At 67.6% G+C, this 13,035-nt stretch carries 12 protein-coding genes and 1 tRNA gene; 9 read left to right on the top strand and 4 right to left on the bottom strand.

The features are described 5' to 3' along the window. Window positions 1-684: 684 nt before the first annotated feature. Together AC5RV3_RS06385 and purB are read right to left on the bottom strand one after the other, a co-directional pair. A tRNA-Met gene (locus tag AC5RV3_RS06385) sits at window positions 685-758 on the bottom strand. A gap of 159 nt (window positions 759-917) precedes the next feature. After that, on the bottom strand, window positions 918-2,330 hold the full coding sequence (purB, locus tag AC5RV3_RS06380; RefSeq protein WP_494121395.1) for an adenylosuccinate lyase: 1,413 nt from the start codon (window positions 2,328-2,330) through the stop codon (window positions 918-920). 157 nt (window positions 2,331-2,487) lie between these two features. Here purB and AC5RV3_RS06375 point away from each other — a divergent pair, with 157 nt between their 5' ends. Both AC5RV3_RS06375 and AC5RV3_RS06370 read left to right on the top strand, forming a co-directional pair. Continuing rightward, on the top strand, window positions 2,488-2,799 hold the full coding sequence (locus tag AC5RV3_RS06375; protein ID WP_494121394.1) for a hypothetical protein: 312 nt from the start codon (window positions 2,488-2,490) through the stop codon (window positions 2,797-2,799). 37 nt (window positions 2,800-2,836) lie between these two features. Then, window positions 2,837-4,300: a hypothetical protein gene (locus AC5RV3_RS06370; RefSeq protein WP_494121393.1), complete on the top strand. Its 1,464-nt coding sequence runs from the start codon at window positions 2,837-2,839 to the stop codon at window positions 4,298-4,300. 13 nt (window positions 4,301-4,313) lie between these two features. Here AC5RV3_RS06370 and AC5RV3_RS06365 read toward each other — a convergent pair whose 3' ends face one another. After that, window positions 4,314-4,715 (bottom strand): phage holin family protein, encoded by a 402-nt coding sequence (locus tag AC5RV3_RS06365; RefSeq protein ID WP_494112329.1) that lies wholly within the window; start codon window positions 4,713-4,715, stop codon window positions 4,314-4,316. A 70-nt stretch (window positions 4,716-4,785) separates the two neighbouring features. Here AC5RV3_RS06365 and AC5RV3_RS06360 point away from each other — a divergent pair, with 70 nt between their 5' ends. From AC5RV3_RS06360 to AC5RV3_RS06330, 7 genes are all read left to right on the top strand, one after another. Then, window positions 4,786-5,940: a histidinol-phosphate transaminase gene (locus AC5RV3_RS06360; protein WP_494121392.1), complete on the top strand. Its 1,155-nt coding sequence runs from the start codon at window positions 4,786-4,788 to the stop codon at window positions 5,938-5,940. A 150-nt stretch (window positions 5,941-6,090) separates the two neighbouring features. After that, window positions 6,091-7,275, top strand: a complete 1,185-nt coding sequence (pdhA, locus tag AC5RV3_RS06355; RefSeq protein ID WP_494121391.1) for a pyruvate dehydrogenase (acetyl-transferring) E1 component subunit alpha — start codon at window positions 6,091-6,093, stop codon at window positions 7,273-7,275. Then, window positions 7,275-8,249 (top strand): alpha-ketoacid dehydrogenase subunit beta, encoded by a 975-nt coding sequence (locus AC5RV3_RS06350; protein WP_494121390.1) that lies wholly within the window; start codon window positions 7,275-7,277, stop codon window positions 8,247-8,249. Before pdhA ends, AC5RV3_RS06350 begins: the two co-directional genes overlap by 1 nt. 13 nt (window positions 8,250-8,262) lie before the next feature. Then, window positions 8,263-9,765, top strand: coding sequence for a dihydrolipoamide acetyltransferase family protein (locus tag AC5RV3_RS06345; protein ID WP_494121389.1), 1,503 nt, complete (start codon window positions 8,263-8,265; stop codon window positions 9,763-9,765). A gap of 133 nt (window positions 9,766-9,898) precedes the next feature. After that, window positions 9,899-10,411 (top strand): ribonuclease E activity regulator RraA, encoded by a 513-nt coding sequence (gene rraA, locus AC5RV3_RS06340; RefSeq protein WP_494121388.1) that lies wholly within the window; start codon window positions 9,899-9,901, stop codon window positions 10,409-10,411. Window positions 10,412-10,431: 20 nt separating this feature from the next. After that, window positions 10,432-11,472, top strand: a complete 1,041-nt coding sequence (locus AC5RV3_RS06335; RefSeq protein WP_494121387.1) for a serine hydrolase domain-containing protein — start codon at window positions 10,432-10,434, stop codon at window positions 11,470-11,472. A gap of 40 nt (window positions 11,473-11,512) precedes the next feature. Next, window positions 11,513-11,737 carry a hypothetical protein gene (locus tag AC5RV3_RS06330; RefSeq protein WP_494112336.1) on the top strand — a complete coding sequence of 75 codons (225 nt, stop codon included), beginning with the start codon at window positions 11,513-11,515 and terminating at the stop codon, window positions 11,735-11,737. Here AC5RV3_RS06330 and AC5RV3_RS06325 read toward each other — a convergent pair. After that, window positions 11,715-13,007: an aminotransferase-like domain-containing protein gene (locus tag AC5RV3_RS06325; protein WP_494121386.1), complete on the bottom strand. Its 1,293-nt coding sequence runs from the start codon at window positions 13,005-13,007 to the stop codon at window positions 11,715-11,717. The genes AC5RV3_RS06330 and AC5RV3_RS06325 overlap by 23 nt on opposite strands. Between the last annotated feature and the right edge of the window lie 28 nt (window positions 13,008-13,035).

The following is a 13,035-nucleotide window of genomic DNA, read 5'->3' as shown; positions in this document are numbered from 1 at the left end:
CGGCCACACCTTCACCGACGCCCATTTCTGCTGAGTAGTTATTCTGCAACAGAGCGGGAGGGAGAGTGTTGGGGAAGCTGACGCCGTGCACGAGCGCTTCCGGAAACTCGGATGCTACCTTCTGCTATTCGGCCATGGCTTCCTTGGCACTCGTCGTCAGCGGCTGTGGCTGCTCTTCCGCCGTCGATTGCGTCGCCGGCGGAGTTGTTTCTGAAGATCCTGCTGAAGCACGGGCGCCGCTCACGATCGACCTCACCGAGAGTTCTTGTGCCTTCGGCCCAGGTCTACACCGGTCGAGTGCACTTGCCGCCGATGCAAAGAGAGTCTCTGAGGCGCAGAGGACGTCACTTGTTCAGGTCAAATCCATTCATGGATCGCCGGGCGGTGCCGGAGGGAGGGGGATCGACGATCCCCGAACCCACATGAACATAAACATCGGCGGTGCCGCCAGTCTGCACCATAGATGCACCACAGGTCTCTCTTTGCCGGGAAGGAGTTTCAGGACGGCGAAGTGATGAACAACGTCGCAAGCCCAGGGCCCTGAGTCAAGGGAGCCCTACGGCCTGCTGAATGGACAACAGAGCGTTGCGGGATCACTTAAACCTAGAACGGAGCCGAGTAGTATCGAATCAAAAAGAAAGGCCCTCTGACCGGGATAATCCCTAGTCAGAGGGCCTTCATTCGTTGCGGGGGTAGGATTTGAACCTACGACCTCCGGGTTATGAGCCCGGCGAGCTACCGAACTGCTCCACCCCGCGGCGTAGTAATGACTCTAGACCCCCCGGTGAACAAACGACGAATTTGGTGAGACGGATCACTGATCCCGGGGATCGGCCGTGCTCCTGCGGCCCGACGGCGACCGGTCGCCTTCCCCGCGGAAGGCGACCGGCGCCGTCGTTGCCAGAACCGGCGGAGGGTCAGCGCAGGTGGTCCACCAGCTTGCCGGCGATGCCGTTGTAATTGGCCGGGGTGAGCGCGAGCAGGCGGTTCTCGGCATCCGGGGACAGGCCGAGGCCGGAGACAAACTCCTTCATGCGCTCGGCGTCGACGCGGTGGCCGCGGGTGAGCTCCTTCAGCCGCTCGTAGGGGTTCTCCATGCCTTCGACCCCGGCGATGGCCTCGGCGCGCATGACCATCTGGATGGCCTCGCCGAGCACCTCCCAGTTCTGGTCCAGGTCCGCGGCCAGCACGTCTGCCGGCACGCTGAGCCGGTCCAGGCCCTTGGCAACGTTGGAGATGGCGAGCAACGAGTGCCCGAAGGCGACACCGATGTTCCGCTGCGAGGACGAGTCGGTGAGGTCGCGCTGCCAGCGGGAGGTGACCAGGGTGGCCGCCAGCGTGTCGAGCAGGCCGTTGGAGATTTCCAGGTTGGCTTCGGCGTTTTCGAAGCGGATCGGGTTGACCTTGTGCGGCATGGTGGACGAGCCGGTGGCTCCTTCCACCGGGATCTGCGCGAAATAGCCGATGGAGATGTAGCTCCAAATGTCCGTGCAGGCGTTGTGCAGGATCCGGTTGAAGCGTGCCATGTCGGAGTAGAGCTCGGCCTGCCAGTCGTGCGACTCGATCTGCGTGGTCAGCGGGTTCCAGGTCAGGCCCAGGCCCTCCACGAAGGTTTTCGCAACGGCCTGCCAGTCCGCCGACGGAACCGAAGCGTAGTGCGCAGCGTATGTGCCGGTGGCCCCGTTGATCTTGCCCAGGTACTCGGTCCGGGCGATCCGGTCGAGCTGGCGGGTGAGGCGGTGGGCAATGACCGCCAACTCCTTGCCGAGCGTGGTGGGGGTGGCAGGCTGTCCGTGGGTGCGGGAGAGCATCGGCACTTCGCGGTGTTCCCGGGCCATAGCCGAGAACTGCTCGACCAGGGCGCGGGCGGCCGGCAGCCAGACCTGTTCCACGGCTCCCTTGACGCCCACCGCGTAGGAGAGGTTGTTAATGTCCTCCGACGTGCAGCCGAAGTGCACCATGGCGGTGAGGTTCTCGATGCCCATCTGGCTGAGCCGGCGGCCGATGAAGTACTCCACGGCCTTCACATCGTGGACGGTGACGGCTTCGATCTCGGCCAGTTCGCGCACGGCATTGCCGTCGAAGTCGGTGACGATCTTGCGCAGCGCCGACTGCTGCTCCTCGGTCAGCGGTCCCGCCCCCGGCAGGACGGACTGGCCGGCCAGGTGGATCAGCCACTCCACCTCCACGTGCACGCGGTCGCGGTTCAGCGCGGCTTCGGAGAGGTAATCGACCAGGGGCGCAACCGCCTGGTGGTACCGCCCGTCCAGCGGACCGAGTGCGATAGCGGGGGTGACGTCTGCCAGGGGGACACGGGGAGTTTCAGCCATGGCCCCATTCTTCCATGTCCGCTGCCGCCGCTTCCTGCGTGACTTCGCCTGCACAGCGGCGCTGCGTCCTCCCTCGTGCACATGGCCGTTTTACGTCGGGCATCGCAGGCGGCGCCGGCCCTAGCGTCGGAAGTCGAGAGCAAAGGAGGTTACGGTGATGTTTTGGCAAACGGCGACGGCGGAGGCCGGGTTGGGCGGTCCGCCGGACCCGGAATGGGGGCTGGCCCCGGGCCGGCTGCTTTCCTGTGAGCAGGATCTGCTGGCCGTACGGGCGGATCTGGCCGGCGCAGCTGCTGCATGGGTCTCGCCGGCCGGCAAGGCCTTCAGGGCGCGGCTGTACGAGTACCGCACCGGGATGGCGGAGGCTGCAGAACTGCTAAGGCTCGCGGCAGCCGCGGTCGGCGCGGCAGAAGCAGCTGCCGGCGCGGCAAAAACGGCGGCCGCCGCTTTGTGCGCCCCCCGGCCGTGACTGCTGGGGCCAGGATGCAGTGTGCTGGTGATGCCCGGTGGCTGACGCCGACTGGCTGCCCGAAGGAGCCCGGTGGTGGGAAGGCGGCACCGGGCACCGCCGGTACGCCGGCTATCGGGTTGCCGGGGGCATTGGCGGCGTCGCGTTTGAGTGGCAGGAGCTGACGTCTGCAGCAATCCGACTGGAGTCGGCGGCCGCTGCCATCGACGACCTGTGGCGCCAGCTCCTGTCGGTGCAAATGCTGCTGGCCGATCCGCGCTGGACATTGCTGCCGGAGAGGCTGGCGGCCGAAGCTGCCGTCTCAACCGCTGCGGGATCGTTGGCCGCCCTTGCCGACAGCGCTGGGGGTTTGGCCGGAAAGGTGCGGTTGGCCCACGGAACCTACCTGGCAACCGAGCAGGCCGTCTCCGCCGGGCTGCAGGCGGTCGACTCGGCCACCTGGTGGCTGACGGTTCCCCTCGGCATGGCCGCCAATGAGGGCCGGCCGACCCGGGCGGGAGGCGAACGGCTGCTCGGGCAGTTCCCGGCAGCGCCGGCAGGAGCGCTGGGAGGCCCGGCAGCGGGGATGCTGCTACGGGATGGCCGGCAGGGCGGCCGGTGGAACAACCCGGCCACCGAACACGTGGCCCCGCTGCTGGTCTCCGCGGCGCGGCAAGCCGGAATGCTCCGGGCCAGAGACATCCAGGTTGAACGTGTGGCCGCGGCGGCCGTGGACATCGATCCCGCACCGGCTTCCCTGGCAGGGCTGCTCCACCGGACGGCTATCGCGGACCGCGCCGGCGACGGCACGGTAGAGGTGCTCGAAGTGTCCGCCCCCGGCGGCCGGAAGGGGTGGGTGGTCGCCTTGCCGGGCACCCAGGCCGCAGGCTCGGCCGAGGCAACAGCCAACCCGTTCGATGAGACCGGCATCGCCGAAGCGGTCGCCGGCGGGAGCCCGTTCGTCTCGGCCGCCGTGTCGCAGGCCCTCGAGAGAGCCGGCGCCGGCGCGGAGGATTTGGTGGTGCTGGTCGGGTACAGCCAGGGCGGCATCCACGCCATGAACCTTGCCGCCGATCCGGCCTTCCTGGCCGACCACAACGTGGGCTTCGTCCTCACGGCCGGGTCGCCGGTGGCCGGCATCGACGCTGGCCCGGGCGTCCGGAGCGTTCACCTGGAGCACGCCCAGGACTGGGTGCCGGGCGCCGACGCCAGGCCGAATCCGGACAGACGCGATCAGGTCACCGTGACCCTGACCGACCCCGTGGCCACCCCTGAGGGCGCGGGGGCCGGGCTGGGACCCGGGCATGATCTCGGGAATTATGTGCGGGCGGCCGGAAACATCGACGCGAGTCCGGATCCGTCGGTGCGCGACGCGACAGCATTCCTGGGCGCAGCGCTCGCCGGCGGCACCGCCAGGCAGCATCTGTTCACCCTGCGCCGTTCGCAGCCGGACGGGTCGAAGCCGCCCCGCCCGGGCCTCCGGAAGGCACCGCCGGCGGCGGGTCGGGGCGGGCAGGGGTAAGTGATGCCGGGCATCAGCGGGTGCGGGTCAGCGTGCCCACTACCAGCGAGACCAGGCTGATGATCAGCGAGCCGAGGATCGCCGTCCAGAAGAAGGAATCGACGACGAACTCGACGGGCGTGAAGCTTGACAACCAGGCCGTCAGCACGAGCATCAGGGCGTTGATCACGATGGTGAACAGGCCCAGCGTCAGGATGGTCACGGGCAGCGTGAGGAAGGAGATGATGGGCCGGACAATGGCGTTAACCAGGCCGAAGATCAGGCCGATGAACAGGTACGCCAGCACCGTGCCAAAGGACTCGTTGCCTGCGACGTCGGCCGCTGCGGAGGCCTCGATGGCCAGGCCGGGCAGGATCCAGCTTGCCACCCAGAGCGCCAGCGCATTAACGACGACCCGCACAATGAACTTTCCCATGCGTGTATGCTGCCACATCCGGCGCCGGGGCGCGGAAAAGCCCGTGACCGGCGCACGTATCCTTTAAGGCATGACTCCTCCTGAGAACCCCATCAAGGAAGCTGCGGTTCCGGCAGCAGGTGCGTCGGTCCGGATCCACCCCCGGCCGGTGCTCGACAGGCTGCCCAAATATGCTGCCGGCAAACCGCCGGCTGCAATCCAAGGACTGCAGTCCTACAAATTGTCCTCCAACGAAAACCCGCTGCCTCCATTGCCCGCCGTGCTGGAAGCCGTGAACGCGCAGACGGCGGACATCATGCGCTACCCCGATCCGTTGTGCACGGCGCTGCGGACCGAACTCGGCCGGTTCCTGGATGTCCCCGCTGACGACGTGGTCACCGGCGCCGGCAGCCTGGGTGCCCTGGTGCAGATCCTGCAGACGTTTGCCGGGCAGCACGAGGACGGCACCGAAGACGAAGTGATTTACGCGTGGCGGTCCTTCGAGGCCTACCCGATCATGGTTGGACTCTCCGGTGCCCGCAGCGTGCAGATCCCCAACCGGTCCGACGGCTCGCATGATCTGGACGCCATGCTGGACGCCGTGACCGACCGGACCAAGGTCATCCTGCTGTGCACGCCCAACAACCCCACCGGACCGGCGCTGACTGCGGCGGAAGTGGAAGGCTTCGTCCGCAGCGTGCGGGACGACATCATCGTGGTGATCGACGAGGCCTACACGGAATTCGTCCGCGACCCCGAGGTGGTGGACGGCGTAGCCATGTACAAGAAGTACCCCAACGTTGTGGTGCTCCGGACCTTCTCCAAGGCGCATGGACTGGCCGGCCTGCGGGTGGGCTATTCCATTTCGCAGCCGGAGATCACCCGGCACCTGCGCGTAGCGGCCACCCCGTTCGCGGTGTCGAGCCTGGCCGAACATGCGGCCATCACCTCGCTGCGCCACTACGACGAAGTTGTAGAAAGGGTACAAAGCCTCGTCGACGAACGGGACCGCGTGGTCGCCGGACTGAACATGCTCGGCTGGAAGATCCCGGAGACGCAGGGCAACTTCGTCTGGCTGCCGCTGGGTGACCGGGCGCAGGAGTTCGCAGAGCTGGCCGGCCGGCAGGCACTGTCCGTGCGGGCCTTTGCAGGGGAGGGCGTGCGGGTCAGTATCGGCGAAGTCGAAGCCAACACCCGCTTCCTGGCCGTCTGTGAGAACTATACAAACGGTCCGGGCGTTTCCTGACGGTAATATCACCGGCCCCCACTGCACCTGCCATTAGGCTAGGACGAGACAAACGACAGGTATATGCCGGGTCAGGAATGTATTCCCGGCCCGGCATATATGAACAGCGAAGATCTCTGCCGCAGGGCAGCGGATCGGCGAGGAGTTCGTATGGGCGCTGAGCACCTGCCCGCCTCGGAATTCGACATCGAAGAACTTGAGCAGTCGCTGGTGTCCAGCGACCCCTCGGACGCGCCTGCGCTGGTGCAGCTGATGGCCCCGGACGGGACCGTCCGCGACGATGCGAAGTACAGCCCCTACGCAGCCCACCTCGACGGCGAGGCGCTTCGCGGGATGTACCGCGACATGGCGCTGATCCGCCGGTTCGACCAGGAAGCCACCGCGTTGCAGCGGCAGGGGCAGTTGCTGCTCTGGCCTCCCCTGCTCGGCCAGGAAGCGGCGCAGATCGGCTCAGGCCGGGCCATGCAACCGCAGGACTACGTGTTCCCGACCTACCGGGAGCACGGCGTCGCCCTGACCCGGGGGCTGGACCTGTCCCACGTGCTCAAGCTGTTCCGGGGTGTCAGCCAGGGCGGCTGGAACCCGCAGGAGGCGAACTTTCATCTCTACACGCTGGTGCTGGCCGCCCAGGCACTGCACGCGGTGGGCTACGCGATGGGCATCCAGCGCGACGGCGACGACGCCGTGGCCATCGCGTACTTCGGCGACGGTGCCAGTTCCGAAGGCGACGTGCACGAATCGATGGTTTTCGCCGCCTCCAACCAGTCACCGGTGGTGTTCTTCTGCCAGAACAACCACTGGGCCATCTCCGTTCCCACGGAAGTCCAGTCCCGCGTTCCGCTCTCCAACCGTGCCACCGGCTACGGCTTCCCGGGTATCCGCGTGGACGGCAACGACGTCGTCGCCGTCCACGCCGTCACCCGGTGGGCCATGGAGCACGCCCGCTCGGGCAAGGGGCCCGTGCTGATCGAGGCATTCACGTACCGGATGAGCGCCCACACCACCGCCGACGACCCGACCAAATACCGCGAGGCTGCCGAGGAAGAGGGCTGGCGGGAGCGCGATCCGATGTTGCGGCTGGAACGGTACCTGCGCAGCACCAACACGGCCGGCGACGAATTCTTCGACGAGGTGTCGGCAGACGCCGACAAGCTCGCGGCGACCACCCGTGCCGACGTCCTGGCCATGGAGGCCCCGGACTTCGAGGACCACTTCGCCAACGTCTATGCCGATCCGCACCCGTTGGTCCGCGAGGAGTTGGAGTGGCACCGGCAGTACCAGGCCGGTTTCGCCGATTCCGCCACCGAAGACAACGCCGCTGGGGAGGCCCGCTGATGACCACCATGACGATCGCGAAGGCCATCACCAGCGGGCTGCGCGAGGCCCTGGCCAATGATCCGAAGACGCTGATCATGGGCGAGGACATCGGCAAGCTCGGCGGGGTCTACAGGGTCACCGAAGGACTGCTGGCCGAGTTCGGCGCCGACCGCGTGGTCGACACCCCGCTGGCCGAATCCGGCATCCTCGGCACCGCCATCGGGCTGTGCTTCCGCGGCTACCGGCCGATCTGCGAGATCCAGTTCGACGGGTTCGTCTTCCCGGCGTTCAACCAGATCACCACCCAGCTGGCCAAGATCAGGACCCGCAGCTCCGGACTCCTGTCCGCCCCGGTCGTCGTCCGCATCCCCTACGGCGGCGGCATCGGATCCATCGAGCACCATTCGGAGTCCCCGGAGGCCCTCTTCGCGCACACTCCCGGCCTGCGCATCATCACCCCCTCGAACCCGCACGACGCCTACTGGATGACGCAGCAGGCAGTGGCCAGCCAGGACCCGGTCATCATCTTTGAACCCAAACGCCGCTACTGGCTCAAGGGCGAGGTGGACACCGAGTCGGCCGGCCGCGACGCCTTCAGCGCCCAGGTGGTCCGCGAAGGCACCGATGCCACGATCGTCGCCTACGGCCCGCTGGTACCGGTGGCCCTGGCCGCGGCGAAGGCGGCGGAAGAGGACGGCAACAGCGTGGAGGTCATCGACCTGCGCTCCATCTCGCCGATCGACTTCGACACCATCACGGCGTCGGCGGAGAAGACCGGACGGCTGATCGTCACGCATGAAGCCCCGACCTTTGGCGGCATCGGCGGGGAGATCGCCGCGCGCGTCGGCGAACGCGCCTTCCTGAGCCTGGAGGCGCCGGTGCTTCGCGTCGGCGGCTTCCACATGCCCTACCCGGTGGCGAAGGTGGAGGAACAGTACCTGCCGGACATCGACCGCCTGCTCGAGGCCCTCGACCGTTCGCTCGCCTACTGATATCGGAGTTTCCATGTCGAACACGCAGATTTTCAACCTCCCTGATGTCGGCGAGGGACTGGTCGAAGCCGAAATCGTGTCCTGGAAGGTCAAGCCGGGGGACACCGTGGCGGTCAATGACGTCATCGTGGAGATCGAGACGGCCAAGTCGCTGGTCGAGCTGCCCAGCCCCTACGCGGGCGTGGTGTCGGAGCTGCTGGTGCCGGAGGGGCAGACCGTAGAGGTCGGCACCCCGATCTTCGCCGTCGCCGCCGAAGGCGCTGCCCGGCAGCCCGCCGCCCCACCGCGCGCCGCGGCTCCCGTTCCGGAGCAGCCGGTGCCCGAGGCCACCGCCGAGGGCGGGCCGCTGGTCGGTTCCGGCCCCAAGGCGGATCCGGTCCGGCGGCGCCCGCGCCGCGGCAGCGCCTCGGCTTCCTCTCCCACAACGACGACGGCGGTGCGCCGTTCCGCGGTCCCGTCCGGCGACGGGGCCGCACCCGCCGCGGAAATCCATCTGCCCGAGCCGCACGGCCAGGCCCAGCACGTGCCGCCGGTTCCCGCCGGCGAAGGCTCAGCGGTTCCCGGGGCGGCCCCGGCGACCGGGGCCGCCCGCGGCGAAGCCGTCCAGGCGGCCGTCACGCGGCTGCTGACCCGGGTGCTCGCCAAGCCGCCGGTGCGCAAGGCCGCCAAGGACCTGGGCATCAACCTGGCGGACATCACCCCCACCGGCAAGGGCGGCGAGGTCACCAAGCAGGATCTGCTCAGCTACCAGGCCCAGCGCGAGGCGGAGCAGGCAGCTGCCCCGACGTTCTGGACGCCGCGCAAGGGGCTGGACAACCGGATCGAGCGGGTCCCGGTCAAGGGCGTGCGCAAGGCGACCGCCAAGGCCATGGTCGAGTCGGCCTTCAGCGCCCCGCACGTGAGCATCTTCGTGGATGTGGATGCTTCGCGGACCATGGAGTTCGTCCAGCGGCTGAAGAAGTCCCGCGACTTCGAGGGCGTCAGGGTGTCGCCGCTGCTCATCCTGGCCAAGGCCGTCATCTGGGCTGCCGCGCGCAACCCGAACGTCAACGCCAGTTGGGTGGAGACGGAGTCCGGCGACGAGATCCACGTCAAGCACTTCATGAACCTGGGCATTGCCGCCGCCACCCCGCGCGGCCTGCTGGTCCCGAACATCAAGGACGCCCAGGACCTCTCGCTCAAAGAGCTCGCGGTCGCCCTCAACGACCTGGCCACCACCGCCCGTGCCGGCAAGACCAAGCCGGCAGACATGCAGAACGGCACCCTCTCCATCACCAACATCGGCGCGCTGGGGATCGATATCGGCACCCCGATCATCAACCCGGGCGAAGTCGCAATCGTCGCGTTCGGCACCATCCGGCAGAAGCCGTGGGTGGTCTCCGGCGAAGTCATTCCGCGCTGGATCACCACGCTGGGCGGATCGTTCGACCACCGCGTGGTGGACGGCGACCTTTCCGCCAGGTTCATGGCAGACGTCGCGGCGATCATGGAAGAACCGGCGCTGCTGCTGGATTGACGGCGCGGCGCCGCGTCATGCTGGTCTGACCGGGCGCTGGCACCGCGTGCTGAATGGGCGGTGCGCGGCGCGTGGATGCCCGCCGGGCCGCGGTTGGCTATGATCGCGGTGTGGCGAGGAGGAGCACCATCAGGTGATTGAGACAGCTGGCAACGCAGCGGCCCGCGGCGCAGAACCTACAGTGATCCCCACGGCGGATCTGTACGACCAGCGCGGCGACGAACTGGCGTCGCTGTCGCTCCAGTTCGGCGACTTCGGCGGCCGGGCGGCGTTCAGCGGACCCGTCCGCACCGTCAGGTGCTACCAGGACAACGGGCTGGTGAAATCCGTCCTCAACTCCCCGGGCCACGGCGCCGTGCTGGTGGTCGACGGCGGCGGTTCGCTGGAGACGGCGCTGATGGGGGACATGATCGCCGCGGCCGCCGTGGCCAACGGCTGGTCCGGGGTGATCATCAACGGGGCGGTCCGGGACCGGGCGGCACTTGCGCGGCTGCCGCTCGGCGTCAAGGCGCTCGGCAGCAACCCGCGGAAGAGCGCCAAGGACAGCAGCGGGGAAACGGACGTGCCCGTAGACATCGGTGGCGTGCTGTTCCGGCCCGGCGCCACGGTCCACGCCGACCTGGACGGCATCCTGGTGGGCCGCTGACCGCGCGCTAGAGTCGGTTCATGACTGCATCCTTCGGTGCCGCCGCTGCCGCCGGGATATTGGAGTCGGCGGCCGCCGGGAACTTCTCCGGCGCCATCCACGTCCGGCAGGGCGGGCGGGTCCTGCTCGACGAAGCCTACGGGGTGGCCACGCGGCGGTGGAACGTGCGGGTCAGCACGGCCACCCGGTTCGACGTCGCCTCCGTGACCAAGCTCTTCACCGCCGTCGCCGTGCTGCAGCAGGTCGATGCCGGCACGTTGGCTCTGGACGCGCGGATCCACGAATACGTGGATTTGGCCGACACGCAGATCCCCGCATCGGTCACCCTGAGGCACTTGCTGACCCACACCTCCGGCATCGCCGACGACGCCGATGAGGAAAGCGGCGAATCATACGAGGCGCTCTGGCATGACAGGCCCAACTACTCGGTCACGGAGACCGCGGACTTCCTGCCGCAGTTCGTGCACAAGGTGCCCAACTTCGCGCCGGGGCAGGGATGCCGGTACTGCAACGTGGGCTACGTCCTGGCCGGCCTGGCTGTGGAAAAGGTGACGGGCCGTGCCTACCGCGACTACGTCGTCGATCATGTCTTCGCTCCGGCAGGGATGACGGCCGGTTTCTTCGATATGCGCGCGGCGGTCCCGGATGTAGCCGAAGGCTGGGAACCGGCCGGGGACGGGACGGGCTGGCGGTCGAACATCTACAGTTATCCGCCCATCGGGTCTCCGGACTGTGGCGCCCACGCGACGGCGCGCGACCTCGCCGTGTTCCTGGACGCTGCGAGGTTCGGGAAACTGCTGTCGGCCGAATCCACGCGGGCCTTCCTGACTCCCCAGGTGAAGCACCACGAGGACGGCGACACCGTGGTGGAGTACGGGTTCGGACTCGAATTCACGTCTACAGCCGGCAGGATGCGGACGCTGTCCAAGGACGGAATCAACACCGGGGCCAGCGCCATCGTGGAGTACTTTCCCGCACACGACCTCACCTTGGCCATGGTGTCCAACTCGGAGGACGGTGTCTGGGATCCGCTGCGCCAGATCAACGACCTCATTCCCTGACGGACCGTTGGCCGCGTACCGGCTGTGAAAGACTGGGGCCATGAGTAACAACAGGCCCTCGGGTCAGCGCAACGACTCCGGGGTGCCCAGGATCGACTGGAAGGGCACCCTGTGGGCCATGGCGGCCGTTTTCCTGCTCAGCTACGTCATGATCTGGCTGGTGCCCGGCCTGCACCCCATCCTGCGGATCATCATCGTGATCGGCCTGTATTTCGCCGGCCGCTACGCGTACTACCGCTATTTCAAGAACCGGCGCCGGCCATAGCCTTTGCAAGGACGGGCGCCAGCCGCCGCACGCCCTCGCGAATAGCCTCTTCGGGCACGGCGCTGAAAGCCAGCCGCAGCTGACGGGACGGGTCCTCGGAGGGGCTGAACGCCGCTCCCGGGATGAAGACCACTCCGGCCTCGATCGCGTCGTAGAGCAGCGGGTAGGTGTCAACACCCTCCGGGAGGGTGACCCAGACGAAGAAGCCGCCCTCGGGTTCGGTCCAGGTGGCCCCGTCCGGCATGAACTCGTCCAACGCCGACAACATGGCGGCACACCGCGTGGCGTACAACCGGCGGTAGGTATCGATCTGCCCCACCCAGTCGTGCTCGTCCAGGTAGGCGGAAATCAGCATCTGGTTGAACGTGGGCGGGCACAGGGTGACCGCCTCGTTGGCCAGATAGAAGCTCCGCTGCAGGTGGTCGGGCAGCAGGGCCCAGCCGATCCGCAGGCCCGGCGCCAGGATCTTTGAGAACGAACCCAGGTAGACCACGTCGTCGGGATTATCGGCGCGCAGCGGCCGCAAGGGCTGGCCGTCGAAGCGCAGCAGCCCGTAGGGGTTGTCCTCGAGGACCAAAACGCCGGCCTCGCGGCAGATGTCCACGATGTGCTGCCTGCGCTCGGCGGCCAGCGTGATGCCGGAAGGATTGTTAAAGCTGGGAATGGTGTAGAGGAACTTGATGCTGCGGCCCTCGCCCTGCAGCTCTTCGATGCGGCGCAGGAGTTCCGAGGGGACCAGACCGTGTTCGTCCATCGACACCGGCTCCACCTGGACCTCGTAGGCCTCGAAGGTGTTCAGCGCGCCCACGTAGGTGGGATCCTCGCACAGCACCACATCGCCGGGGTTGCAGAAGACCTTGGCGGCCACATCCTGGGCGGACTGGGACCCCGCCGTGACGACCACGTTCGCGGGATCCACGCCGGTGATCCCTTCCCGTGCCATGACGTCGCAAATCTGGCGCCGCAGGTCCGGGGTGCCCTGGCCGCCGCCGTACTGCAGGGCGGTCATCCCATGCTCGGCGATCAGCCGCTGCGCCATGCCGGCAATCTTTTCCAAGGGCAGGGACTGCAGGTAGGGGTTGCCGCCGGCCAAGGATACCAGCCCGGGGCGCATCGAGATGTCGAAGACGTCGCGGACGGCTGATTGCTTGATGTTTGCGGCGCGCTGCGAGAACAGGTGCTCGTGCCGGTGCGCCGCAGTGGCGCGCTCCAGCGCCACTTCCGTTTCGGTGGGCAGGGTCTCGGAAAGGTCTGCATCCTGTGAAGTCACTCACACAGGATAGCCCGAGACGTTACGG

It is taken from the genome of Arthrobacter sp. Y3221114, from assembly GCF_059092625.1.
The sequence above is the reverse complement of the archived record's forward strand: the minus strand, read 5'-3'. Positions and strand labels throughout refer to the sequence as shown.

What these genes read in the sequence shown, in the direction of transcription:
- AC5RV3_RS06375 (WP_494121394.1), top strand. Translation starts at nt 2,488, where the DNA reads ATGTTTTGGCAAACGGCGACGGCGGAGGCCGGGTTGGGCGGTCCGCCG.
- purB (WP_494121395.1), bottom strand. Translation starts at nt 2,330, where the DNA reads ATGGCTGAAACTCCCCGTGTCCCCCTGGCAGACGTCACCCCCGCTATC.
- AC5RV3_RS06335 (WP_494121387.1), top strand. Translation starts at nt 10,432, where the DNA reads ATGACTGCATCCTTCGGTGCCGCCGCTGCCGCCGGGATATTGGAGTCG.
- AC5RV3_RS06330 (WP_494112336.1), top strand. Translation starts at nt 11,513, where the DNA reads ATGAGTAACAACAGGCCCTCGGGTCAGCGCAACGACTCCGGGGTGCCC.
- AC5RV3_RS06360 (WP_494121392.1), top strand. Translation starts at nt 4,786, where the DNA reads ATGACTCCTCCTGAGAACCCCATCAAGGAAGCTGCGGTTCCGGCAGCA.
- AC5RV3_RS06345 (WP_494121389.1), top strand. Translation starts at nt 8,263, where the DNA reads ATGTCGAACACGCAGATTTTCAACCTCCCTGATGTCGGCGAGGGACTG.
- pdhA (WP_494121391.1), top strand. Translation starts at nt 6,091, where the DNA reads ATGGGCGCTGAGCACCTGCCCGCCTCGGAATTCGACATCGAAGAACTT.
- AC5RV3_RS06365 (WP_494112329.1), bottom strand. Translation starts at nt 4,715, where the DNA reads ATGGGAAAGTTCATTGTGCGGGTCGTCGTTAATGCGCTGGCGCTCTGG.
- AC5RV3_RS06350 (WP_494121390.1), top strand. Translation starts at nt 7,275, where the DNA reads ATGACCACCATGACGATCGCGAAGGCCATCACCAGCGGGCTGCGCGAG.